At 61.2% G+C, this 24211-nt stretch carries 23 protein-coding genes; 13 read left to right on the top strand and 10 right to left on the bottom strand.

Annotation, left to right across the window (positions count from 1 at the left end; translation table 11 throughout):
• Positions 1-78: 78 nt before the first annotated feature.
• Both guaD and QA644_RS12735 read right to left on the bottom strand, forming a co-directional pair.
• Positions 79-1392 carry a guanine deaminase gene (gene guaD, locus QA644_RS12740; RefSeq protein WP_283068766.1) on the bottom strand — a complete coding sequence of 438 codons (1314 nt, stop codon included), beginning with the start codon at positions 1390-1392 and terminating at the stop codon, positions 79-81.
• On the bottom strand, positions 1389-2627 hold the full coding sequence (locus tag QA644_RS12735) for a urate hydroxylase PuuD (RefSeq protein ID WP_283068765.1): 1239 nt from the start codon (positions 2625-2627) through the stop codon (positions 1389-1391). The genes guaD and QA644_RS12735 overlap by 4 nt, the downstream gene beginning before the upstream one ends.
• Before the next feature lie 537 nt (positions 2628-3164).
• On the opposite strand from QA644_RS12735, the gene QA644_RS12730 reads away from it, so the two are divergent.
• Complete coding sequence (locus tag QA644_RS12730; RefSeq protein ID WP_022714113.1) at positions 3165-3497, top strand: hypothetical protein; 333 nt, start codon at positions 3165-3167, stop codon at positions 3495-3497.
• A 7-nt stretch (positions 3498-3504) separates the two neighbouring features.
• On the opposite strand, the gene QA644_RS12725 is transcribed toward QA644_RS12730, so the two are convergent.
• Positions 3505-4401, bottom strand: a complete 897-nt coding sequence (locus QA644_RS12725; protein WP_194727640.1) for a LysR substrate-binding domain-containing protein — start codon at positions 4399-4401, stop codon at positions 3505-3507.
• Positions 4402-4503: 102 nt separating this feature from the next.
• Here QA644_RS12725 and QA644_RS12720 point away from each other — a divergent pair, with 102 nt between their 5' ends.
• Complete coding sequence (locus tag QA644_RS12720) at positions 4504-4707, top strand: hypothetical protein (protein WP_283068763.1); 204 nt, start codon at positions 4504-4506, stop codon at positions 4705-4707.
• On the opposite strand, the gene xdhC is transcribed toward QA644_RS12720, so the two are convergent.
• The 4 genes from xdhC to QA644_RS12700 form a co-directional block, all read right to left on the bottom strand.
• Positions 4683-5495, bottom strand: coding sequence for a xanthine dehydrogenase accessory protein XdhC (gene xdhC, locus QA644_RS12715; protein ID WP_283068761.1), 813 nt, complete (start codon positions 5493-5495; stop codon positions 4683-4685). The genes QA644_RS12720 and xdhC overlap by 25 nt on opposite strands.
• A 169-nt stretch (positions 5496-5664) precedes the next feature.
• Positions 5665-8004, bottom strand: coding sequence for a xanthine dehydrogenase molybdopterin binding subunit (gene xdhB, locus QA644_RS12710; protein ID WP_283068759.1), 2340 nt, complete (start codon positions 8002-8004; stop codon positions 5665-5667).
• Between the two features lie 159 nt (positions 8005-8163).
• Entirely contained in the window at positions 8164-9630 is a 1467-nt protein-coding gene (gene xdhA, locus QA644_RS12705; RefSeq protein ID WP_074069117.1) for a xanthine dehydrogenase small subunit, read from the bottom strand.
• A 29-nt stretch (positions 9631-9659) separates the two neighbouring features.
• Positions 9660-10436 carry a 3-hydroxybutyrate dehydrogenase gene (locus QA644_RS12700; protein ID WP_092585026.1) on the bottom strand — a complete coding sequence of 259 codons (777 nt, stop codon included), beginning with the start codon at positions 10434-10436 and terminating at the stop codon, positions 9660-9662.
• A gap of 220 nt (positions 10437-10656) precedes the next feature.
• Here QA644_RS12700 and glpK point away from each other — a divergent pair, with 220 nt between their 5' ends.
• The gene (gene glpK / locus QA644_RS12695; protein WP_283068756.1) at positions 10657-12150 is read left to right on the top strand and encodes a glycerol kinase GlpK; all 1494 of its coding nucleotides are present in this window, start codon (positions 10657-10659) and stop codon (positions 12148-12150) included.
• Between the two features lie 30 nt (positions 12151-12180).
• On the opposite strand, the gene QA644_RS12690 is transcribed toward glpK, so the two are convergent.
• Positions 12181-13206 (bottom strand): acyltransferase family protein, encoded by a 1026-nt coding sequence (locus QA644_RS12690; protein ID WP_283068754.1) that lies wholly within the window; start codon positions 13204-13206, stop codon positions 12181-12183.
• Positions 13207-13372: 166 nt separating this feature from the next.
• On the opposite strand from QA644_RS12690, the gene QA644_RS12685 reads away from it, so the two are divergent.
• The 5 genes from QA644_RS12685 (at position 13373) to QA644_RS12665 (ending at position 16748) form a co-directional block, all read left to right on the top strand.
• Positions 13373-13834 carry a nuclear transport factor 2 family protein gene (locus QA644_RS12685; RefSeq protein ID WP_283068753.1) on the top strand — a complete coding sequence of 154 codons (462 nt, stop codon included), beginning with the start codon at positions 13373-13375 and terminating at the stop codon, positions 13832-13834.
• A gap of 15 nt (positions 13835-13849) precedes the next feature.
• Positions 13850-14404, top strand: a complete 555-nt coding sequence (locus QA644_RS12680; protein ID WP_283072377.1) for a TetR/AcrR family transcriptional regulator — start codon at positions 13850-13852, stop codon at positions 14402-14404.
• Positions 14405-14546: 142 nt separating this feature from the next.
• Entirely contained in the window at positions 14547-14921 is a 375-nt protein-coding gene (locus QA644_RS12675) for a YciI family protein (protein ID WP_074069112.1), read from the top strand.
• Positions 14918-16177, top strand: a complete 1260-nt coding sequence (locus tag QA644_RS12670; RefSeq protein WP_283068751.1) for an RNA polymerase sigma factor — start codon at positions 14918-14920, stop codon at positions 16175-16177. The genes QA644_RS12675 and QA644_RS12670 overlap by 4 nt, the downstream gene beginning before the upstream one ends.
• Positions 16178-16280: 103 nt before the next feature.
• On the top strand, positions 16281-16748 hold the full coding sequence (locus tag QA644_RS12665; RefSeq protein WP_283068750.1) for an SRPBCC family protein: 468 nt from the start codon (positions 16281-16283) through the stop codon (positions 16746-16748).
• Positions 16749-16966: 218 nt separating this feature from the next.
• Here the strand turns inward: QA644_RS12665 and QA644_RS12660 are convergent, their stop codons facing one another.
• A complete protein-coding gene (locus QA644_RS12660) occupies positions 16967-18214 on the bottom strand; it encodes a transposase (RefSeq protein WP_283068749.1) in 1248 nt (415 codons plus the stop codon).
• Positions 18215-18250: 36 nt separating this feature from the next.
• Between QA644_RS12660 and tnpA the strand changes: the two genes are divergently transcribed.
• The 3 genes from tnpA to map all read left to right on the top strand — a co-directional run bounded on the left by tnpA (position 18251) and on the right by map (position 20668).
• Positions 18251-18709, top strand: a complete 459-nt coding sequence (tnpA, locus tag QA644_RS12655; RefSeq protein WP_283068748.1) for an IS200/IS605 family transposase — start codon at positions 18251-18253, stop codon at positions 18707-18709.
• A 97-nt stretch (positions 18710-18806) separates the two neighbouring features.
• Entirely contained in the window at positions 18807-19868 is a 1062-nt protein-coding gene (locus tag QA644_RS12650; protein WP_283068747.1) for an LLM class flavin-dependent oxidoreductase, read from the top strand.
• Between the two features lie 41 nt (positions 19869-19909).
• Positions 19910-20668, top strand: a complete 759-nt coding sequence (gene map / locus QA644_RS12645; RefSeq protein WP_039845544.1) for a type I methionyl aminopeptidase — start codon at positions 19910-19912, stop codon at positions 20666-20668.
• Between the two features lie 109 nt (positions 20669-20777).
• Here the strand turns inward: map and QA644_RS12640 are convergent, their stop codons facing one another.
• The gene (locus QA644_RS12640) at positions 20778-21368 is read right to left on the bottom strand and encodes a PadR family transcriptional regulator (protein ID WP_283068746.1); all 591 of its coding nucleotides are present in this window, start codon (positions 21366-21368) and stop codon (positions 20778-20780) included.
• A 157-nt stretch (positions 21369-21525) separates the two neighbouring features.
• On the opposite strand from QA644_RS12640, the gene QA644_RS12635 reads away from it, so the two are divergent.
• Positions 21526-22707: a YbfB/YjiJ family MFS transporter gene (locus QA644_RS12635; protein WP_283068745.1), complete on the top strand. Its 1182-nt coding sequence runs from the start codon at positions 21526-21528 to the stop codon at positions 22705-22707.
• Between the two features lie 120 nt (positions 22708-22827).
• Complete coding sequence (gene sbmA / locus QA644_RS12630; RefSeq protein WP_283068744.1) at positions 22828-24093, top strand: peptide antibiotic transporter SbmA; 1266 nt, start codon at positions 22828-22830, stop codon at positions 24091-24093.
• The last annotated feature ends 118 nt before the right edge of the window (positions 24094-24211 follow it).

Genomic DNA, 24211 nt, shown 5'->3' with positions numbered 1-24211 from the left:
TGGGTCGGGCAGATGGATTGGAGAGTGTGACGCCTCATAAGCATCGATCAGCGCGCGAGAATGTCCAGTTTGTCTGCTTCAGAGAGTGAGGTTGCTCTTCGCTGCCTCGCCCGCCACATAAGTCTCCGCGACCGCCCGGTCGTCGCCCATCGTCTGGAGCAGGAAAAGTTCTTCCGGCAGCGTTTTCACCACGTCCATCTTCAACGCCATGGCAGGCGTTGCCGCGGCGTTCAGGACGACGAGATCGGCGTCCGTGCCTTCATCCAGGGTGCCGATGCTATCGGCGAGCGAGAGCGCCTCGGCGTTGCCGAGCGTCATGTAATAATAGCTTTCGAGCGGGTTGAGGCGCTCGCCGAGGAGCTGCTGGATCTTGTAGGCTTCGTCCATGGTGCGCAGCATCGAATAGCTGGAGCCGCCGCCGATGTCGGTCGCAACGCCGATCCTGACGGTTTTTTCGCGGCGCGCCAGTGCCTTCAGCGGGAAGAGGCCGGAGCCGAGGAAGAGGTTCGAGGTCGGGCAATGGACTGCAACCGAACCGGCTTCGCTCATGGCATCTGCCTCGCGCTCGGAGAGGTGAATGCAGTGGCCGAAGAGGCTCTTCGGGCCTAGCAGGCCGTAGCGGGCGTAGATATCGGTGTAGTCGATCGCGTCCGGATAAAGCTCGCAGGTGAACCTGATCTCATCGTGGTTTTCCGAAAGATGCGTCTGGATGTGCAGGTCCGGAAATTCCTGGGCGAGAGCCTGGGCCGCCGCCATCTGCTGCGGCGTCGAGGTGATGGCGAAGCGCGGGGTGATGGCGACGTGGTTTCGGCCCTTGCCGTGCCAGTCGGCAATCACCTGCCGCGTTTCCTCATAGCCCATCTCAGGCGTGTCGAGCAGGCCCTGCGGGGCATTGCGGTCCATCATCACCTTCCCGCCGACCATGCACATGTTGCGGCGCATGGCCTCCGAGAAGTAGGCGTCGGCGGAGGTCTTATGGACGGAGCAATAGGCGGCAGCCGTCGTCGTGCCGTGGCGGGCCAGTTCGTCGTAGAAATGCGACGCGATCTTTTCGGCATGCGCGGTTTCGACGAAGCGGCATTCTTCCGGGAAGGTGTAGGTGTTCAGCCATTCGAGCAGGTTGGCTGCGTACGAGGCGATCACCTGCATCTGCGGAAAATGCAGATGCGTGTCGATGAAGCCCGGCATAATGAGGTATGGGCGGTGGTCGATCTCGACCGCATCTGCCGGAGCCTTCTTCCTGATGTCGGAATAGGCGCCGATCGCCGCGATCTTGCCTGCCTCGATCAGCAGGCCGCCGTCGCTCTCGTAGCGGTAGCTGTCCGTATCAGTGACGCTGAGGGGCGCGCGCTTGAACGAGAGCAGGCGCCCGCGCAGGAGTTTCGTCATCATTGCTGTTTGCCTTCGACTGCGCTTTCGAACCAGGCGACGAGCAGTTTCCGCTCGTCCGACGTGATCTCCGTCACGTTGCCGGGCGGCATGGCATGGCTGCGGCCTGCCTGTATATAGATTTCACGCGCATGGGCGGCGATTTCCGCGTCGTTTTCGAAGATGACGCCGTTCGGCGGCCGGGCAAGGCCCTCATAGACTGGCTCGGCGGCATGGCACATCGAACAGCGCGTGCCGATCACCTCCTTGACCGCAGGGAAGTGGGGATCACCAGCAAACTGCTGGAAGGCCGGCGCGACGGCAGCCGTTTCGCTTCCACCGGTCAGCACCTCAGGCACCGTCGAAAGCCACATGATGATGATGAAGAGGATGACTGTCGCGATCCAGGTCCAGGTCGGGCGCCCCTTGCGTGCGTGCGTCGTGTTGAACCAGTGGCGGATGGTGACGCCCATCAGGAAGACGAGGGCTGCGATCACCCAGTTGAAGGCGGTGCCGAAGGCCAGCGGATAGTGGTTCGACAGCATGAAGAAGATGACTGGCAGCGTCAGGTAGTTGTTGTGTAGTGAGCGCTGCTTGGCGACCGCGCCGTATTTCGGATCCGGCGTGCGTCCGGCGATAAGGTCGGCGACGACGATCTTCTGGTTGGGGATGATGATCATAAAGACGTTGGCCGACATGATCGTCGCCGTGAAGGCGCCGAGATGCAGGAAGGCGGCGCGGCCGGTGAAGAGCTGCGTATAGCCCCAGGCCATGAAGACGATCACGCCATAGAGCACCGCCATCAGGCCCCAGGTGTTCTTGCCGAGCGGCGACTTGCAGAGCAGGTCGTAGACGATCCAGCCGACGGCCAGCGAGGCGAGCGAGATCAGGATCGCGACAGGCGCGCTGATGTCCAGCACATGGCGGTCGATGAGGAAGAGGTCGGCTCCGCCGTAATAAACGATGCAGAGCATCAGGAAGCCGGAGAGCCAAGTGAAGTAGCTTTCGTATTTGAACCAGGTCAGATGCTCCGGCATCTGCGCCGGCGCCACCAGATACTTCTGGATGTGGTAGAAGCCGCCGCCATGCACCTGCCACTCCTCGCCATAGGCGCCCGGCGGAAGATGCGGACGCTTCACCAGCCCGAGATCAAGCGCGATGAAATAGAAGGACGAGCCGATCCAGGCGATCGCGGTGATGACGTGAAACCAGCGTGTCGCAAAAGCCAGCCATTCCCACGCTATGGCATATTCATACATTCAGTTCCCCTGTCTTCCTCCGACTCGCCACATTGCAGAAAGTTGCTGCGGGAGGGAAGGGGAAAGACGTCCGCCGCTTGCTTGCCGAGGAGCACGCATCGGCGATTGTTTCCCTCGATTATTATGAAGGCAGAGGATTTGCTGTCCGCGCAATTCATTTCTGTGAAATTCCTGGCAGTTTAATCGTCAGGGGTGGCTTGATCGAAGCAGGGCTGCCAAAAAGTCGAGCTCTGCCGAGCGTCTCAAACGGGTAACACCGATCTTTCGGCCGCGATTGAGGCTGCCCCCGAGAGCATTGCCGTCACGCATTTCCGCACGACAAGCCTCAATTCGGTCTCCGTCAGCATGGATTATGTGACCGTGAGGTCATTGAAAGTTGCGGACGGTTTAAGGCAGCAAGTCTGGTTTGAGTATGTTGCACTGCAGAATTTAGTGATCCTTGAAATGTCACGATTCGGTTACAATTACCATTATGGGCCGCCAGGATGAGGTGGAAACCGCATTGAGGCGGCGCATTCATCGACGGAGAAGATGCCCATGCGCAGCATTCTGGCAGGTGTGATGATTGCGTTCGCGTCGAGTGTAAGTGCCCACGACGCGCCAGCGGGTTGGTCTTACGAACCCTTCTGTTGCAATGGCGACAACCATACTGGCGATTGCCAGATGATTCCTTCGAAAAGCGTCAAGGTGACGCCCAGAGGGTATCGGGTGACGCTGTTGCCCGGCGACCACCGGCTGGTGACGCGGGCGCATGTCTTCATGCTGCCGATGACGAAGGCGATGCAATCCGGCGATGGCGAATATCACCTCTGCCTGTTCCCGAACGAGGACACGCCGCGCTGCTTTTACGCGCCGGAAATGGGCTATTGAGCGCCGCTCAGAGAGCGTGCGCGTCCATCTCGCCGATGATCCAGTTCCGGAAGGCCCTGATCTTCGGCACATTCCTTCGGCTTTCCGGATAGGCGAGCCAGTAGTCGGCGCCGTCGTAGCAGACGAGGTCGAAGGGCTGGCAGAGCCTGCCGGCGGCGAGATCGTCCGAATAAAATTCCGGCGTCAGGATCGCAACGCCTTGGCCGGCAATTGCGGCACTTGCTTCAAAGGACTGCGCGCCGAGCCTTGAGCGAGGACGACCGGCAAGATCGGGGTTTGGTACGCCGGCCTCGGTGAACCACTGGAGCCACCAAGGGTCTCCGGCATCGATCAGCCGCAGCTTCAGCAGGTCGGCCGGTGAATGGATGCCGCCGATCGACTCGGCCAATGCGGGCGCCAGCATCGGCGTAAACGTCACCTTCATCAGCATATGGGAACGCAGGCCCGGCCAGTTGCCTTTGCCGCTGCGGAGTGCGAGATCGGCGGACTCGCGCGAAAAATCGATCAGCGTGTCTGAGGTTTTCAATCTTACGGCAGTGCTCGGATATTTCAGGTGAAACGAGCCTATATGTCTCGCCAGCCACTGCGCCGCAAAGGTCGGAGTCGAGTGGATAAGCAGCATTTCTTCTGCTGCGGCGCTGACGGAGGCGACTGCTTCGCTCAGGATGGCAAAACCTTCCGTCACCCTCGGCGCCAGCCGTTCGCCGGTATCCGTCAGGCTGATCTGGCGCGGGCGGCGCAGGAACAGCGGTTCGCCGATACTCTCCTCCAGCAGTTTCACCTGATAACTCACAGCCGTCTGCGTCATGCCGAGCTCTTCGCCCGCCTTCGTGAAGCTGCGAAGCCGCGCCACGGCTTCGAAGACGCGCAGCGCATTCAGCGGGAACTGTTTCGACAGCTTCATGGATAAGTTCTCTTTATGCACATAGACGGTTGTTCGATTGGAATTGCAACATTTTTAGCGGCAATCTGCAAGCCTCAGCATCAGTTGAACAAGGGTGACGTCATGGATTGCCATGCTATCGAAGAGAACACAAATCTCGTCAATCTTTCGCTTTTGTCACTTGTTTCAGGCGTGACAGGGTGGGCCTATGGCAAGATCTTCCACCCGTCGCGGCTCGATCTCGACGGCATTCCCGATCGTGTAAAGCGCGATCTTGGCTTCCTGGACGGGCGCGATCCCCGTCACGAGAGCGATCTCTGCCGATAGGCCGAAAGTGCCGTCAGTATTTCGGCAGCGGTCATGGCGGCGATCACGTCCGGCCGCTTGTCCCTGACAACCGAGCCGCCGATCGGCAGGGTGAGGCGGTCGAGCCAGTTCCGCTCGCCGCCTTCGCGCGAAAGCCAGTTTGCAAAGGTTGCCCGTTTCGTGGCCGAGCCGATCATGCCGGTATAGGCAAGATCGGTTCTCGCCAGCGCCTCGCGGGCGATCAGAAAGTCCAACGCATGGTCGTGCGTCAGGATGACGACGGCGGAGCCCGCGGGCATCTCCTTCACCAGCGCTTCCGGCATCGGCGTAAGCTGCGTCTTCGCTTCCGATGGCAGGTTTGCAAGCTCTTCCTTACGCGTCTCGACCACTGTCACGAAGAGCGGCAGCGGCGCAAGTGCGGCCGCGAGCGCATGGCCGACATGGCCTGCGCCGAAAACATAGACCTCCGGAAAGCGTGACGTTTCTTCGGCCTGCCTTGCTTTCAGCTCTGTCATCAGATCATCCGTCACCCGCCGGAACCGCAACTCAGCACGCCCGCCGCAGCATTGCCCGATCTCCGGCCCAAGCGGAATATTCATGGTCGCCCTGCCGCTGCCTATAAGCAGGTCTCGTGCGTTGCGGATCACCATGAACTCCAACTGCCCGCCGCCGATCGTGCCCCAGGTGGCATTTTCGGCGACGAGCATGAAGGTGCCGGCTTCGCGCGGCGTGGAGCCTTGGGTTTCGACAATGTCGATGAGGATGATGGCGGGGTGAGCCGACGTGAAGGCGAGGAAAGAGGACGTCATGGCGCGAAAGCACCCCCCTCTGTCCTGCGTGACACCCCCCTCACAAGGGGGAAGACTGATATGAAATTATCGCAGCCTGCTGATTGCAGGGAGTCACTGCCTCTAGCCGGGCCAGTCTTGCTCCCCCGCTCATTCACCTTGGCTTGAGGCATCAGTAAGCCAGCCACTCTCACACCCGCTTCATCCGCTCCACCGCCATCAGTACCCGCTCCGGCGTTGCCGGGGCGTCGAGCCGTGGGCAGACCTTGTAGTCGGCGACGCTGGCCACCGCCATCGAGAGTGCTTCGAGCACGGAGATCGCCAGCATGAGCGGCGGTTCGCCGACGGCCTTTGAGCGGCCGATGGTGGGCTCGGCATTTTCCGACCATTCGGCGAGACCGACGTTGAAGATCTTCGGCCGGTCGGAGGCAAGCGGGATCTTGTAGGTCGAGGGCGCATGCGTGCGCAGCCGGCCCTTGTCGTCCCACCAGAGTTCTTCCGTCGTCAGCCAGCCCATGCCCTGCACGAAGCCGCCTTCCACCTGGCCGATGTCGATCGCCGGATTCAGCGAGCGGCCGACGTCGTGCAGGATGTCGGTGCGGTCGATCAGGTATTCGCCGGTCAGGGTGTCGATCGAGACTTCGCTGCAGGCGGCGCCATAGGCGAAATAATAGAACGGCGTGCCGCGCCCTGCTGCCCGATCCCAGTGGATTTTCGGCGTCTTGTAGAAGCCCGCTGCCGAGAGCTGCACGCGGGCGAAATAGGCTTGCTTGATGAAATCGGGGAAGGGGACTTCCTTCTCGCCGACGCGCACCCGGTTCGGCAAAAAGACGATTTCTGCCGGATCGACGCTCCATTTGTCTGCGGCGAAGGCAACGAGCCGCTCCTTGATCTGACGCGCAGCGTCATAGGCGGCCATGCCGTTCAGGTCGGAACCGGAGGAGGCGGCGGTCGCAGACGTGTTCGGAACCTTGCCGGTGGTCGTCGCGGTGATCTTCACGCGGTCGATATCGACCTGGAAGCTGTCGGACAGCACCTGCGCCACCTTGGTATAAAGGCCCTGGCCCATCTCCGTGCCGCCATGGTTCAGATGGATCGAACCGTCCTGATAGATATGCACCAGGGCGCCCGCCTGGTTGAAGGCGGTCATCGTGAAGGAGATGCCGAATTTCACCGGCGTCAGCGCAATGCCCTTGCGGATGAAGCGGCTGTCGCGGTTGAAACCGATGATGGTATTGCGGCGGGCCTGGTAATTGGCACTCTCCTCCAATTCCTCGACGATGCGCAGGATGATGTTGTCTTCAACTTCCTGGTGGTAGGGCGTCGTCGTGCGGCCGGAACCGGGCTGACCGTAGAAGTTCAGTTTGCGGATTTCGAGCGGGTCCTTGCCAATCGCATAAGCGATCTCTTCGATGAAGCGCTCGGCTCCCAGCATGCCCTGCGGCCCCCCGAAACCGCGGAAGGCAGTATTCGAGGGGGTATGCGTCTTCAGCGGCATCGAGGTCAGATGCACATGCGGATAGAAATAGCTGGAATCGGCATGGAAGAGGGCGCGGTCCGTCACCGGGCCGGACAGGTCCGACGAGAAGCCGCAGCGCGCCGCGTAGGTTGCGTCGACGGCGTGGATGCGGCCTTCATTGTCGAAGGCGAGCTCGTAATCCACCAGGAAGTCGTGGCGCTTGCCGGTGGCGCTCATGTCCTCGTCGCGGTCGGGGCGGAATTTAACGGCACGTTTCAGCTTTTTGGCGGCAATGGCGGCAAGCGCTGCAAACTGGTTGCCCTGCGTTTCCTTGCCGCCGAAGCCGCCGCCCATGCGGCGCACATTCACCGTAACGGCATTCGACGGAATGTTCAGCACGTGGCCGACGATATGCTGGATTTCGCTCGGGTGCTGCGTGGAGGACCAGACGGTCACCTCGTCGTCCTCGCCGGGGATCGCCATGGCGACGTGGCCTTCGAGGTAAAAATGCTCCTGCCCGCCGATGCGCATTTGGCCTTTCAGCCGGTGCGGGGCATTGTCCATCTCGGCCTTGGCGTCGCCGCGCTGCAGCGTCATCGGCGCGATGACGAGCGGGCTGCCGTTTTCGAGCGCGCCGTCGATATCGCTCCAGTGCGGCAGATCGCGATACTCGATCTTCGCCTTCTGTGCGGCCTTCCGTGCTGCATCGCGGGTCTCGGCGATCACCGCAAAGACCGGCTGGCCGTGGAACTCGACCTCGGTTTCGGCAAGCAGCGGCTCGTCATGGCTGCCGTTTGAACTGACGTCGTTGACGCCCGGCACGTCCTTGCCGGTGAAGACCCAAACGACGCCGGGGTGCCGGCGGACTTCGGAAAGGTCCATGCTGAGGATCTCGGCATGGGCGCGGTCGGACATTCCGAGCGCGCCGTGCAGCAGGCCCGCGGGTTCCGGAATATCGTCGATATAATCGGCAGTTCCGGTGACATGCTTATGCGCTGAATCATGTTTCAGTGCGCTGTGCATGGGACCGCTGATGATGACCTTGGCGGTGTCGAAGGTGGATTTATCCATCAGATGGCTCCTCCGAGTTGCCTGCACTGGCGTTTGGTGTCCACTCTAGCCGCTCGGACGTGGACGCTCGGCTCAAGCCCGAGCATGACGGACCCGGCGGGGAGAAGGTGGCGGCAGCCGGATGAGGGGGCCTGCTTGCGGCGATGTTGATGATCGTCATCACGCCACCCCCTCGAACCGCTTCAATTCCACTGGCGTTCCAACCGTTTCCAGGTAAAAGCGCCTCAGCAGGTTCTTTGCCGTCAGTTGCCGGTACTCGGCGGTGGCGCGCCAGTCGGTCAGCGGCTGGAAATCGGCGTCGAAGGCGTCGCGTGCTCTGTCGACGGTTTCCTCGTTCCACGGCTTGCCGATGAGATCGGATTCGACGGTGCGGGCGCGCTTCGGCGTTCCGGCCATGCCGCCGAAGGCGATGCGGATGTCGTTGACGTCGCCTGCCTCGTCGAGTGTTAGATAGAAGGCGCCGAGCACGGCAGTGATGTCCTCGTCGCGGCGTTTGGTGATCTTGTAGACCGCGAACTGGCTGCCTTCGGCCGGGTAGGGCATGAAGACGCTCTCGACGAATTCGCCAGGCTTGCGGTCCTGGTTGCCGTATTCGATAAAATAATCCTCGAGCCGCAGCATGCGCGTGCCCGTTGCCGAGCGCAGCTTCAGCGTGGCGCCGAGCGCAATCAAAGGCGGCGGGCTGTCACCGATCGGCGAGCCGTTGGCGATATTGCCGCCGATCGTACCCATGTTGCGCACCTGCTCGCCGCCGATGCGGTTGATGAGATTGCCGAGCGTCGGTACCTTCGGCGCAAGGATTTCGAAAGCCTTGGTATAGGTGACGCCCGCACCGATCGTCACGCCGCCATCCGTGGTCTTGATCGCCTGCAGTTCGTTCAGGTGATTGATGAAGATGGCGGGGCTCAAGGCGCGCATCTGCTTCGTCACCCAGAGTCCGACATCGGTGGAACCGGCGATGACGGTTGCCTGCGGTTCATCGGCCAGAACGCGCGCCAACGCCTCGACCGAGCCGGGAACGATCAGCCGGTCCTCGCCGGAAACAATGGTGATCGTTTCGCGTGTCTGCATCGCCCAGAGCCTGGAGACGATTTCGGAGCGGGTCTTTTCGAGCGGATCAAAGAGCGTGCTCGGACGCGCGCGGCTGACGGCTTCGGCCGCCTTGACGATCGGCTCGTAACCGGTGCAGCGACAGAGATTGCCCTGAAGCGCCTTTTCGATCTCGGGCCGTCCGGGCTTCTCGTTGGAAAGCCACAGGCCATAGAGCGACATCACGAAGCCCGGCGTGCAGAAGCCGCATTGCGAACCGTGGGAGTCCACCATCGCCTGCTGTACCGGATGCAGCGTGCCGTTCCTGGCGGCCAGATGCTCGACGGTGACGACATGCGTGCCGTTCAGCGATCCTAAGAAGCGAATACAGGCATTGACCGTCTCATAGAAGAGCTTGCCGTCGAGCAACCGGCCGACGAGCACCGTGCAGGCGCCGCAATCACCCTCTGCGCATCCTTCCTTCGTGCCGGTCAGCCGGCGCCTCAACCGCAGAAAATCGAGAAGCGTCTCGGAGGGGTGGACATCGCTCAGCGTGATGTCCTCGCCGTTGAGGATGAAGCGGATGCTGTCTTTCATGTTGTTCCTTGTTCTTGTTTTTGAAATGGTTATGCCGCAGTCCAGCCCCCGTCAATCGAGATGTGGGTGCCGGTAACCTGCCGGGCGTCGTCGCTGGCGAGGTAGAGCGCCATGGCGCCGATCTCCTCGGCCTTGACGAATTCGCGCGTCGGCTGGGCCTTGAGGATGACCTCGGTCTTCACCTGTTCCTCCGTCATTCCGCGGGCCTTGGCGGTATCCGGTATCTGCTTTTCGACGAGCGGCGTCAGCACATAGCCGGGGCAGATGGCGTTTACCGTCACGCCGAATTCGGCAAGTTCGAGCGCCGCTGTCTTCGTCAGGCCTAATATACCATGTTTTGCGGCCACATAGGCGGATTTGAAAGGCGAGGCGACGAGGCCGTGCGCCGAGGCGATATTGATGATGCGGCCATGCTTCTTCGCCTTCATCTGCGGGATGGCGGCGCGCATCGTATGAAACGAGCTCGACAGGTTGATGGCGATGATCTGGTCCCATTTCTCGATCGGGAAATCCTCGATCTTCTCGACATGCTGGATGCCGGCATTGTTGACCAGCACGTCGACGGTGCCGAAGGTCTTCGCCGCCGTGGCGATCAGGTCTGCGATCTCCGCGGGTTTCGTCATATCCGCTGGGTGGTAGAGGGCACTTCCCTCGGAAAGCGATTCAAGCCGCTCCACTATCGCCTTGATTTCGTCCGCCTTTCCGAAGCCGTTGATGACGACATTGTCGCCCTTTCCGGCAAAGGCGGTGGCGATCGCAAGCCCGATGCCGCTGGTGGATCCGGTGACGACAACGGTTCTCTTCATGCTGTTCTCCCCATGGCTTGTTTTCGCGACGCAATATCGCGAAGGTTATGCCCAAAGCGGCGCTTCTGGCAATCGCGCGGGAGAGACGATTTGCAGGCTGGAAGGAGAGCAGCCGAGGGCGGGACGGGCGTAGCTTCTTTTTCGTTTTATTTTCTTTTCAGGTTCGCTTTGGTGCCTTATTGATTTCTGCAACAAAGCAATGCGCATGGGAGGGACAGGCGTGAGCGGATATGTTTTGGCGATCGATCAAGGCACGACATCGACGCGGGCCATCATTTTCGATAGCGAGATGAGGATCGCCGGCGCGGGCCAAAAGGAGTTCACGCAGATCTATCCGCGTTCCGGCTGGGTCGAACACGATCCGGAGGAGATCTGGGATTCGGTGGTCTCCACCATCCACATGGCGCTGCGCGAGGCGAAGATCGAAGCCAAGGACATCGCGGCACTTGGCATCACCAACCAGCGCGAGACTGTTGTCGTCTGGGAACGCGAGACCGGCAAGCCGATCCAGAACGCCATCGTCTGGCAGGACCGCCGCACGGCGAGCTACTGCGACAATCTCAAGCGCCAGGGCCTCGAAAAGACGTTCACGAAGAAGACCGGGCTGATCCTCGATCCCTATTTCTCCGGCACCAAGCTTTCCTGGCTGCTGGCCAATGTGAAGGGAGCACGGGCGCGTGCCGCCAAGGGCGAGCTTTGCTTCGGCACCATCGACACCTTCCTGATCTGGCGGCTGACCGGCGGCAAGAACTTCGTCACCGACGCCACGAATGCCTCGCGCACGCTGATGTACAATATCGCCGAGAACAAATGGGACGAAGACCTGCTCGAAATCCTGCGCGTGCCGGCCGCCATGCTGCCGCAGGTGAAGGACTGTGCGGATGAGTTCGGCGTTGCCGATGCCTCGATATTCGGCGCCGCGATCCCGATTCTCGGCGTAGCCGGCGATCAGCAGGCCGCGACCATCGGACAGGCCTGCTTCGAGCCTGGCATGATGAAATCGACCTACGGCACAGGCTGCTTCGCGCTCTTGAACACCGGCGCCGACTTGGTGCGCTCCAAGAACCGGCTGCTCACCACGATCGCTTACCGCCTAAACGGCGAAACGACCTATGCGCTCGAAGGCTCGATCTTCATTGCGGGCGCGGCCGTGCAGTGGCTGCGCGACGGCCTCGGGATCATCGACCGCGCTTCGAAGACCGGCGAGCTTGCGGAACGGGCCGACCCGACACAAGAGGTCTATCTCGTCCCCGCCTTCACCGGACTTGGCGCGCCGCATTGGGACCCGGAGGCGCGCGGCGCGATCTTCGGCCTCACCCGCAACAGCGGTCCAGCCGAATTCGCCCGCGCGGCGCTCGAAGCGGTCTGCTACCAGACCCGCGACCTGCTTGATGCCATGCAAAAGGACTGGAAGAACGGCAAGGACGACACGGTGCTGCGCGTCGACGGTGGCATGGTCGCCTCCGACTGGACGATGCAGCGGCTGGCAGACTTGCTCGAAGCTCCCGTCGATCGCCCGGTCATCCTCGAAACCACCGCCCTCGGTGCTGCCTGGCTTGCCGGGAGCAGGGCGGGTGTGTGGCCCGACCGCAAGACCTTCTCCGCCACGTGGAAACGCGACCGGCGCTTCGAGCCGAACATGGATGAGAAGACGCGGGCCGCGAAGGTCAAGGGATGGCGCAATGCTGTGAAGCGGACGCTGAGCGAACTTTAGCGTTTGTTTTGGCGCAGGCTATCGCCCGCTTCAAGCGGCAATCGCTTGCCGCTTGCGCCTTGCGGGGGGAACGTAGAGCCAGCCGGCGCCGCTGCGATCGGCAACGGCCTTGATGGCGAGCGACAGGCCGATCGCGACGATCACGACAAGAGGCGCGGTCACATAGCCGCTTGCCGCGTGCGCCTTCACCAGCGTTGCGATCGCCGCCACCAGCAGCGAAACAATCATGACGTGCGTCACATAGACCGGAAGCGTGTTACGCCCGAAATAGGCGAAAGCGTGCCGAACTGGCTGCAGCCGCGACATCAGTACGGCGGTTCCGCAAAGCCATGCCAGACCGGCGATGGAAGAGAGCAGCGCCCAACTGCCTTTCTCGATGGCCTGTAGCCGCCAGCGCAACAGATAGAGTGCCGCAAACAGCAGGAAGCCGCCTAACGCCATCAGAAGCGGGCGCTGCGTGATCGTGCCGACCACGGATTTTCCGTACCAGCAACCGAAGAGGAAGAAGACAAAATACTGCAGCACATTGCGATGGGTAAAGAGATCGATCTGCAGATGCTCGCCGAAAGTCAGGATCGAGACCATGGCGGCGATCGCGATCGTCGTCGCATGATGGGCGGAAGAAAGAAGCTTCGTGGCGACCATGAAGATCGCCAATGCCCAGATGAACCAGATGCCTGTATTGGGCGCCCACCACATCTCGATCAGCTGGTAGGGATCGCTGCCTTCGGCCGGTACCAGGGCATTGGTCTGGATATAGTGGAAGAACAGCCAGCGCGCGGTGCTCCAGACGGCGAAGAGATAGATGAGCAGCCAGATCTTCCGGCTCAGGAAGTCGCGCCAGGGCGCCCGTACGGCCGATGCCGCAAGAAAGCCGGAGACGGTGAAAAACAGCGGCATCCGGATCGGCGTCATGATGCCGCTGATGCGGGCATAAAGGTCCGGCGCAATCTCGTGGAAGTCGTGGTAGAGGAGCGTGTGGTAGATGACCACGAGGATGATCGACATTCCCTTGGCGATGTCGAGCCAATCGATGCGGGTCTTTTCCTGCCGCATGGTTTCCCTCTCTCAACCGTGCACTGCAGCAGGAAACAAATAGACGAAATGCGTCAAAAGCGTGGGCGTATCGCCAATCTCTTCATAGGATGGAATGCGCAGCAGGGCCGCTTGCTAATTCTGTACTGATAGGTACAATGCATTCTAATCAGTACAGGAGTTGATCATGAGTGCACTCGTCCCGCCTTTCACACTGGAAACCGCAACGCAGAAAGTCCGCATGGCAGAAGACGGCTGGAACAGCCGCAATCCGGAAAGGGTATCGCTCGTCTATACGCCGGACAGCAGCTGGCGGAACCGGGCGGAATTCATAAACGGCCGCGCGGAGATCGTTGCGTTCCTGACGCGCAAATGGGCAAAGGAGCTGGATTATCGCCTGATCAAGGAGCTCTGGACCTTCGGCGAGAACCGCCTTGCCGTGCGCTTCGCCTATGAGTGGCATGACGACAGCGGCAACTGGTTTCGCTCCTACGGCAACGAGAACTGGGAATTCGATGCAGCGGGCTTGATGCAGCGGCGTTTCGCCTGCATCAACGATCTGCCGATCAAGGAATCGGACCGCAAATTCCACTGGCCGCTCGGCCGGCGGCCGGATGATCATCCCGGCCTCTCCGACCTTGGTCTCTGAAGGAAGGTGGCAGCTCTGAGAACGCTCTACGAACGCGCTGATGTCGTACCGCTGCTTGCGGAAATCTTCCGCGAGCTGGGCTTCGAAGGGGCGACGCTCAGCCGGATCACCGAGCGGACGGGCATCGGCAAGGGCAGCCTCTATCACTTCTTTCCCGGTGGAAAGGAAGAGATGGCAGCAGCCGTACTCGCCGATGTCGACACCTGGTTCGAACAATTCGTTTACGAGCCGCTGCGCCGCGACGATCCTGCCGAAGCGATCGCGGCAATGTGGAAGAACGCCGACGCCTATTTCCGCTCCGGCGACCGTATCTGCCTGGTCGGCGCCTTCGCGCTGGATGAAACCCGTGAACGATTTGCCGCCACCATCAACGGCTATTTCCAGCGGTGGATCGATGCGCTCGCCGGTGCCCTTGTCCGCAGCGGCCGCCCGGCCAGCGAGGCGAGGGCGACGGCGGAGAACGCCGTGCTCGGAATACAGGGGGCTCTTGTGCTGTCGCGTGCGCTCGATGACAAGGCCTTGTTCAAGCGGGCGCTGGATCAGATGGCGAAGCGGTTGATCACGTCTTGAACATAGCCGCTGCGGCAACGCGGCTGCCGGCGCTCGCGGGTCTTTCACCATTACGGCTTGCCGATCTTCTCAACGATAATTTTTTGCTGCGCCCTGTCGGATGCCGGGTTACTTCTTCGTCATTGAGGAAGAGGAGTGAGAGATGCTTTACGCAATCCTTTGCTATGCCAATGAAGAGACGGTTTTCTCCTGGTCCAAGGAGGAAGAAGACGCCGTCATGGCGAAGCTCCATGCCGTGCAGGCCCCCGTCGCTCGGGCAGGAAGACTCGGTCCGACCGGCCGGCTGATGCCGACGACAGCGGCGACCACCGTGCGCAAGGGCAAGGAAGAACCGCTCGTGCTCGACGGTCCTTTCGCGGAAACCAAGGAAGCGCTTCTCGGTTTTTACGTCGTCGATTTTGAGACCCTGGACGAGGCGATCGCTTTTTCGAAGGAGCTGTCGGCGGTCAATCCAGGCTCGACGTCCTATGAAATTCGGCCGTTTTACGTTTTCCGGCCCGGAGAAGCCTCGACATGACGGATATCGCCTGGATCGACGTTGCGCTGACTGCTGCCCGGCCGACGGCGCTGGGCGCGCTGCTGCGTTACTTCCGCGATCTCGACATTGCGGAAGAAGCGTTTCAAGAGGCGTGTCTGCGGGCAATCCGCACTTGGCCGGACAAAGGCCCGCCGCGCGATCCGACCGCCTGGCTGATCTTCGTCGGCCGCAACAGCGGTATCGACGCCGTGCGCAAGCAGGCAAAGACCCAGGCGTTGCCGGACGAAGACCTGATTTCCGACAAGGAGGATGCCGAAAGCGATATCGCCGACCGGCTGGACGAATCCAACTATCGCGACGATATCCTGCGGCTGCTCTTCATCTGCTGTCATCCGGATCTGCCGGCCACCCAGCAGATCGCGCTGGCATTGCGCATCGTTTCCGGGCTCTCCGTGCAGCAGATCGCGCGCGCCTTTCTCGTCGGCGAAAGTGCCATGGAGCAGCGGATTACCCGCGCCAAGGCACGCGTCGCGAAAGCCGGCGTGCCGTTCGAGACGCCGGGTCCCGAGGAGCGGGCGCAGCGTCTGTCGATCGTCTCGACGATGATCTACCTGATCTTCAACGAGGGCTATTCGCAGGGCGATCCGAAACGCGAGGCCGCCGCCTTCAGCGACGAGGCGATCCGGCTCGGCCGTCTTCTGCTTCGCATCTTTCCGGGCGAGCCGGAGATCATGGGGCTCTTGGCGCTGATGCTGCTGCAGATCTCGCGGCGCGACGCGCGCTTCGACGCAAATGGCGAACTGGTGCTGCTCGAAGATCAGGACCGCTCACGTTGGAATCATGCTTTGATCAACGAAGCGCTGAATCTGCTCGACAAGGCGATCCGCCACCGCCGGCCCGGACCCTATCAGTTGCAGGCGGCAATTGCGGCTATCCATTCTCGGGCGAAGCGAGCTGAAGACACGGACTGGGAAGAGATCGATCTGCTCTACCGCGTACTCGAGCGGCTTCAGCCGTCCCCGGTCGTCACGCTCAACCGGGCGGTTGCGATTTCGAAGCTCAAGGGACCGGAGGAGGCATTGCGGCTTGTCGAAACGCTCGGTGAAAAGCTCGACGGCTATTTCTACTATCATGGCCTGCGCGGCGGCCTGCTGAAGCAGATGGGCCGGGCGAGGGAGGCGCGCGAAGCCTTCGACCGCGCGATCGCGCTTGCAAATTCCGCTGCCGAAGCGGCTCACATCCGCCTGCAGATCGACAAGCTGCAGAGCGAGCCGGCACACCCGGTTGCGAAATAAACTTCAAGAAATAATCGTGGGCGATGTCGGAACGGCAAATGGCGACACGTCTTTGTAACAACCTGATGGAAAACAGGTTTCGCTCAACAGGAGGAATGCTGAAATGATTGCCGATGCAAAACATGAACTCGTTCTCGTCCGCGAATTCGATGCCCCGCGCGAAAAGATATTCAAGGCCTGGACCGATCCGGAACTTATGAAGGAATGGTTCGTCCCGCGCCCCTGGACCGTGTCCAAGGTCGAAAGCGACGTTCGCCCGGGCGGTTCGAGCCTTGTCGTCATGCGCAGCCCGGAAGGCCAGGAATTTCCAAACCACGGCGTCTATCTGGAAGTCGTCGAAAACGAGAAGATCGTCCTGACTGACGCCTATACCAGCGCCTGGGTTCCATCCGAAAAACCCTTCATGACCGCCGTGGTGCTTCTCGAAGACCTCGGCAACGGCCGGACCAAGTACACCGCCAAGGCACTGCATTGGCGGGCCGAAGACAAGGAAGAGCACGAAAAGATGGGCTTCCACGAAGGCTGGGGCAAGGCTGCCGATCAGCTCGCCGAGCTTCTGGCCCGCATGTGACTTTCCGCAATGGAGCAGGAGATCGGTGCTGAACGCGGCTCTCCTGACCGGTCATTATCATTGTAAAGCGGTTCGGAAAGTGATTCCGTTGAAGCTGCGAAGTGGTTCATTTTACAGTAGAAATGCGAGTTCTTCGCCCGCTGACGTGCTGCGGCCGCAAGCCGAGAAACTCTGCAGCCTGCCAGCGGACTTGCAGCTTCCCATTCAAGAACCGGGCATTAACATCTTCCCCCGCTTGAAAGCGGGGGATTTCCGAGGGGGCGCGAAGCTCCGCCGATCGTTATCGCTTCAACGGAGAGCCGCTGCCCTTCCTCCACGATCATAGACGCCGTGTTCCGACGCAGGATGTTGATTGCAGCATTGTGGTCGGCGTGGGCGCGCAAGCCGCATTGGCAACAGCGGAAAGACGCTTGGCTTTCGCGGCTTTCCCTGTCCACGGCGCCGCAGGCCGAACAGGTCTGCGAGGTGTGGCGGGGATCGACCTTGCACAGGTATCCGCCCCGTTCTTCGAGCTTGTAGGCCAACACGGTTTCAAAGCCGTGCCAGCCTTGTTCGAGGATCGCCCGGTTCAGGCCCGCCTTCTGGCAGACGTTGGTTGCGGGCGCGTCCACGGTTCCCCTGGCGCTGCGCGTCATGTTGCGCGTGGCGAGGTCTTCCAGCACGACCGTTGCGAAGCGACGGGCGATATCAAGACTGGCCTTGTGCCGCCAATCCTGCCGGATGCGGGCAGCACGGGCCTGCAAGGCTGCAACGCGGCGGCGGGCCTTCGCGTGGCGGCTCGACCCGCGCTTGCGCCGCGCCAGAACGCGCTGGGCCCGGCGCTTCCTGGGCTCGATCTCCGCAAGGCCGGCAGGCATCCACCAATGCTCCCCGGTCGAAAGCGTCAGCGTGTTCGCCACGCCCCGGTCGATCCCCACGGCGGGCAAATCGTTTTGCCGGACGGCATGGTCGATTTCGCAGGCGAAGGCGATGTGCCAGCCGTTCGCCGCCAGGCTCACCGTCACATTCATGGTCTTGCCACGCAGGCGCCGCGTGTCGCGGAACTTCACCCAGCCGATCTTGGGAAGGCGCGCGGCGGACCACTTGCCGTTCAGGCGCTTGACCTCGATCTCCCGCCCCTGAAAGCGGAAGGCGCCGTTCACGCCCTTCTTGCGGCGCGCGGGATATCCTGCGCGCCCGGCCAAGACGTTGGCATACGCCTTATCCAGATCGCGCAGGGCCTGCTGCTGGGGCGTCACATGCACGGCGGCAATCCAGTCGAACGCGGCCCGCAGTGCGGTCAATTCCCGCGCCTGGGCGATGTCGTTCAAGCGGTTCCCGGTCTGCCGCCGGTAATGCCGCCACCAGTCCCTGCGCTGCTCCAGCGCCAGATTATAGACCAGCCGCACAACCCCCGCGAACTGCCGCAACAGGACTTCCTGTTCGGCGGTCGGAGCGAGCTTGTAGCGGAAAGCGCGGTGGATCATGTTACGATTCTATCAATTGCTCCAAGGAGCGCAACCGTGGATCGCACCGGCAGGCATGTCGTCGACATGCTCCATGGTCATTTGGTCTTTGTCACGAAATACCGCCGTGATGTTCTGTCAGAACCGGCAATCCGCCACCTGCGGCGCATCTTCGCCAAGCTGTGTCGCGACTTCGAGGCCGGATTGATCGAATGCGACGGCGAGGACGATCATGTTCACCTCTGGTGCATTACCCTCCGAAGATCGCCCTGTCGAAGCTGGTCAACAGCCTCAAAAGGCGTATCCAGCCGACGTCTGCGCGAGAGCCGCCCGGAAATCACCGGGCGCTACTACAAGGGCGCTTTGTGGTCGCCGTCCTCCTTTGCGGCAAGCTGTGGCGGCGCACCGCTCTCGGTGATCGCCGAATATGTCAAATCCCAGCGGGAAGCGGCCCAAGGCCGCTCTCGCGTTCCTCCCCGGCCTGAACGCCGGGGTATCCCGCGAGGTTCACGGTGACCCATCAACTCCATCGAACGGTCCGTTCCAGAATTTCCGGTTGCCCTCCGCTGCTTGTCTTCTTATCTCCATGGGCACATTCAACGGGATGCCGATTATGGAATTGGGCCTTTATACCTTTGCCGACGTCAATCCGAACCCTGAGCGCAGCAAGGGTGCGGAGGGAGCCGATCGGCTCAAGCATCTGATCGAGGAGATCGCGCTTGCCGATCAGGTGGGGCTCGACGTCTTCGGGCTCGGCGAACATCATCGGCCCGACTATGCCGTCTCCGCGCCCGCCGTTGCGCTTGCCGCGGCTGCGGTCAAGACGAAGAATATCCGGCTGACCAGCGCCGTGACGGTGCTCTCCTCGGACGATCCGGTTCGCGTGTTCCAGCAGTTTGCGACGCTTGATCTGATTTCCAACGGTCGTGCCGAGATCATGGCAGGGCGCGGCTCGTTCATCGAATCCTTTCCGCTCTTCGGCTACAACCTCGAAGACTACGACCAGCTTTTTGAAGAGAAGCTTGATCTGCTGATGACGCTCCGCGAAAGCGAGACCGTCAAATGGCAGGGCGAGCTGCGGGCGCCGGTCAACGGCCGCGGTGTCTATCCGCGCCCGCTGCAGGACCCGTTGCCACTCTGGATCGCTGTTGGCGGCACGCCGCAATCGGTGGCGCGCGCCGGTGCGCTCGGCTTGCCGGTGGCGCTTGCGATCATCGGCGGCGAGCCGCGCCGCTTTGCGCCGCTCTTCGATCTCTATCGCGAGGCTGCGCGCCGGGCAGGGCAGGACCAGGCGAAGCTGAAGACCAGCATCAACGTCCACGGTTTCATCGCCGACACGACGGATGCGGCCGCCGATCAATTCTACGGCCCGCAGGCGGAGGTCATGAACCGCATCGGCCGCGAGCGAGGCTGGGGACCGACGAGCCGGGCGCATTTCGATATGTCGCGCGGCCCTTCCGGCGCGCTCTTCGTCGGAGACCCGGAGGTCGTGGCCGAAAAGATCGTCGCACATCACAAGATCTTTAGGAACGATCGCTTCCTGCTGCAGATGGCCATCGGCCTCATGCCGCATGATCAGGTGATGCGGGGCATCGAGCTCTACGGCACGAAAGTGGCCCCGCTTGTCAGAAAGGCATTGACTGACAAGGGCGAAGGGGCGAAAGCCACGGCCTGAACCCGCAATGGCCTGCGCCTTGCGGCAGGCCGGGAAAAGCGATGGTAATCGAAAACGACGACGAACTGGTAAAGCTCAAGGAGATCGGCCGCATCTGCGCCAATGCCATTCAGGTGATGGCGGCAGCAGTCGAGCCCGGCATGACGACGCTGGAACTCGACCAGATCGGCCGCAAGGTGCTGGAAGATGCGGGCGCGCGTTCGGCGCCGGAATTCTGCTATCAGTTTCCGGGTGCGACCTGCATTAGCGTCAACGAGGAAATCGCCCATGGCATTCCGGGATCGCGCATGGTCCGCCCGGGCGATCTCATCAATATCGACGTCTCGGCCGAAAAGGACGGTTTCTTCGCCGATACCGGCGCCTCCTTCACTGTGCCGCCGGTCAAGCCGAAGATCGAGAGGCTCTGCCGCGACGGCAAGCGGGCGCTCTGGGTCGGCCTCAACCAGGTGAAGGCCGGTGAGCCGCTGGCGAAGATCGGCAAGGCCGTCGGCGCCTTTGCGGCAAAGAACCGCTATACACTGGTCGCCAACCTCGCGAGCCACGGTGTCGGCCGCTCGTTGCACGAGGAGCCGGCCGAGCTTTCCACCTGGCCCGATCCTTCCGAAAAGCGGATGATGACCGAAGGCCTCGTTTTTACCGTCGAGCCTTTCCTGTCGCTCGGCGCGACATGGGCCGAAGGCGGCGACGATGCCTGGACGCTCTACGCCGACCCGCAGGCCCCAACCGTGCAGTTCGAGCACACGGTGGTGGCGACCCGGAACGGGCCGCTGATTTTGACGCTGCCGGATGGCGGGGTTTAGCGGCGATTTCTCGCGAGGTAGTGTCACCCTAACCAACGAACTCTAAACCTTGGCCGGTGGCCAAGCACAAGATTTCGTATCCTCTCGCCTGTGGGAGAGGAAGCCTGCCTTACCGCTTCGTCTCCGGCTTGCCACCCTGCAGAATTTCCGTGGCGGCGCGTTCCAGGATGCCGGCGATGCGGGCGGCTTCGGCTTTCGACCACGGGTAACGTATCCTGAGTGCGGCACGCAGCAGTGTGCGGGCGGCGCGAATGTCGCCGTTGTCGCGCATCAAATCCTCCTCGTCCTCGGCGTCGCGGTGGCGGCCGTGGTGGTCCGGATCGAACATGCGGTTGACGAAAGCCATCTTCTCGCCGATGCGCTCGAGCTTGTTCAGCGTGTGCTGGATCATGGCGCGATTCTCCTCGACCTTTTGCCTGCCGCGTTCGGTGATCTTGTAGAGCTTCTTGGTGCCTTCGATCTGGACTTCCGCCAGTTCCGTCTCTTCGAGATAGGTCAGCGCCGGATAGATGACGCCCGGGCTTGGAACGTAGAATCCGCCCGAGCGCTCCTCCAGGGTCTTGATCAGCTCGTAGCCATGACGTGGCCGCTCGTCGAGCAGCGCCAGCAGCACCAGTTGAAGATCACCAGCCGAAAACTTGCGGCCCATTCCCATCCGCATCGCTTCACCGAACATGCCGCTACCTCTGAAACCTCTCATGGTTCGTTCCTTTGTCACTCGATGTATCGTTCACTATATCGTAAAACATATATCGTAAGATATGTCGTTTCAAGAGGCGCCGAGGATTTGTGGAATTGATCGATCGATCAGATTTTCTCGTTTGTCCCTGCCGTTGTGCAGCGCGATAAAGCCAAGCATGTTGGTACGCAGCGATACCGAACCAGTGAACCTCTTCCGGACGGCGCTTGCCGGCATGATCGCGATGTCGGCGGCCATGGGTTTCGGGCGGTTTTCCTATACGCCGATCCTGCCCGGCATGATGAGCGGCGTGCCGCTTTCGGCGGCCGATGCAGGCTTCATCGCTTCGGCCAATTTCGCAGGCTATCTCGCGGGCGCCGTGCTTGCCACTTACAGCTGGGCCGCTGGCCGCGAACGCAAGGTCGCGCTCTCGGCGCTTCTGGCGAACGCGCTGCTGCTTGCCGCCATGGCCGCCACGAATTCTGTTCCGGTCTTCGCTACCATCCGTTTTCTGGCCGGATTGGCAAGCGCATTTGCGATGATCTTCACCTCGTCGATCGTCTTGAGCCATGGCGCTGCGGCGGGCAACGATCACGTTCAGGCGGCGCATTTCGGCGGCCCAGGGGCTGGCATTGCGCTCTCTTCGGTCATGGTGATGCTGATCGGTCTCATCTTTGCCGGCGCCTCCGGCTGGCGAGCCGACTGGATCAGCGGTGCGATCTTTTCGGCAATCAGCTTCGCCGCCGTCTGGCTTTTGCTGCCATCTGCGCCGATACGCTCAGGCAATGCCGGCATGGAGCCGCCGATCGTCTGGAAGCCGCCGGTGGCCCTGCTCGCGCTTTCCTATGGCATCTTCGGTTTCGGCTACGTGATCACCGCGACCTTCCTTGTCACCATCGCGCGCATGGACGCGGCGGGGCAGACGGTCGAATTCCTCTGCTGGTTCATCGCTGGGCTCACGGCAGCCGTTGCGCTTTTTGCATGGCGGCCGCTGGTATATCTGCTTGGCCTCGGCTGGGTCTATGTCGCCGCCCTGCTGATGGAGGCGGTCGGGGTTCTCGCGACCGTGCTTTTGCCGCATTCGATGGCGCCGCTAATCGGCGGCGCTCTCTTCGGCGCCACCTTCCTCGCCATCACCGCCTACGGGCTGCAGATCGGCCGCAAGCTGGCTCCGGAAAGCGCGCGCCGAATCTTCGCGACAATGACCGCCGCCTTCGGTCTCGGCCAGATCATCGGCCCCATAGTTGCCGGCTGGATTGCCGAGCAGACCGGCAGCTTCACCATGCCAACTTTTATCGCTACCGCAGCCCTCATCCTGTGCGCCGCCCTCGTACTGCCCGTCATCAAGAGATTGGGATAAGCCGTTACAAATGCGTAACAATGGGCCGAACCCATTGCTGCCTTCTTCGAACTGCCATAGTTTCCGGCACAATCAGTTAGCTGATACTCCCAAGATTCCAGTTCAGGAAAGCGACTGCTCGTGTTCCATTCCTTCTTCCCGCAGCCGAAACTCTTCTTCCCGTCAGTAGCCATCTGGGCACTTATCTGTATCGCCATCTGGTATGGCGTCGGAGAATCGACGGGACTTTCTCTTGGTTTCGGGCCGCTTCCCGAGGGGCAGGCGCCCCCAATCGGACTCGACTTTTTCCTCTTGCCCGACAATCTGTTTTTTTATGCTTTCTTCCTGATATGCGTTGGTCTCTTCTGCGGTTTTTGGCACCTGCGAGCGAAAGACCATCCTTGGAGGATCTGGTCCGTTTGGGGTTCTGCGCTCATTATCATGGCGACATATTTCGGGGTTCAGATTTCCGTTGCCATCAACAACTGGCGCCGTCCGTTTGGTGATACGTTGCAGAATGCGCTAGCGAAAACGGCCCCTGTCACCGTCTGGGACTTCTATAGCCTTATGCTGATCTTTGCGCAGATCGCGTTTCTCAGCATGTTCGTTTCAATCATCACCGACTTCTTCACCAGCCATTATGTGTTTCGCTGGCGAACGGCCATGAATGATTTCTACATGTCCAAGTGGGAGAAGCTTCGCCATATCGAGGGTGCTGCGCAGCGCGTTCAGGAAGATACGATGCGTTTCTCGAGCATTCTTGAAGGCCTTGGCATCAACTTGATCAATTCGGTGATGACGCTCATCGTCTTCCTGCCGATCCTGTTTGCCCTTTCAAGTTACGTCTCCGAACTGCCGATCGTCGGTGAAATTGGGCATACGCTGTTCTGGCTGGCACTCTTCTGGTCCGCGTTCGGAACGGTGCTTCTCGCCGTCGCCGGTATCAAGCTGCCGGGATTGAACTTCCGCAACCAGCGCGTGGAAGCTGCTTACCGCAAGGAACTGGTTTACGGCGAAGATTATGCCGACCGGGCCCAGCCGCCGACGGTCAACGAGCTGTTTGCGAACGTCCGCCGCAACTATTTCCGGATGTATTTCCACTATCTCTATTTCAACGTTGCCCGCTACTTCTATCTGCAGGCCGACGCGCTGTTCGTGACCTTCATGCTGGTGCCGACGATCGTGGCGGGAAAGATCACCTATGGTATCTATCAGCAGATCCTGACGGCCTTCGGCCAGGTCAGCAACTCCTTCCAGTATCTCGTCAATTCCTGGACGACGATCATCGAGCTTCTGTCGATCCACAAGCGTCTCAAGGCCTTCGAGGCGGCGATCGACGACGAGCCGTTGCCGGAGATCGATCAGCGCTATCTGGAGCGTGAGGGCGTCGTCCAACCGGACGGCTAAGACTTGGGTCGCGCTAAGCTGGAGCGTCCCGTTTGCGGCAACCCCTCATCCGCCTGCCGGCACTCGTGGTGACGTTTGCGTCACTCGAAGATGGAGGGCGGCGGTGTCGCTGATGACT

It is taken from the genome of Rhizobium sp. CC1099 (assembly GCF_029714385.1).
Lineage (GTDB): Bacteria > Pseudomonadota > Alphaproteobacteria > Rhizobiales > Rhizobiaceae > Rhizobium.
This window is presented reverse-complemented; position numbering and strand designations above follow the sequence as displayed.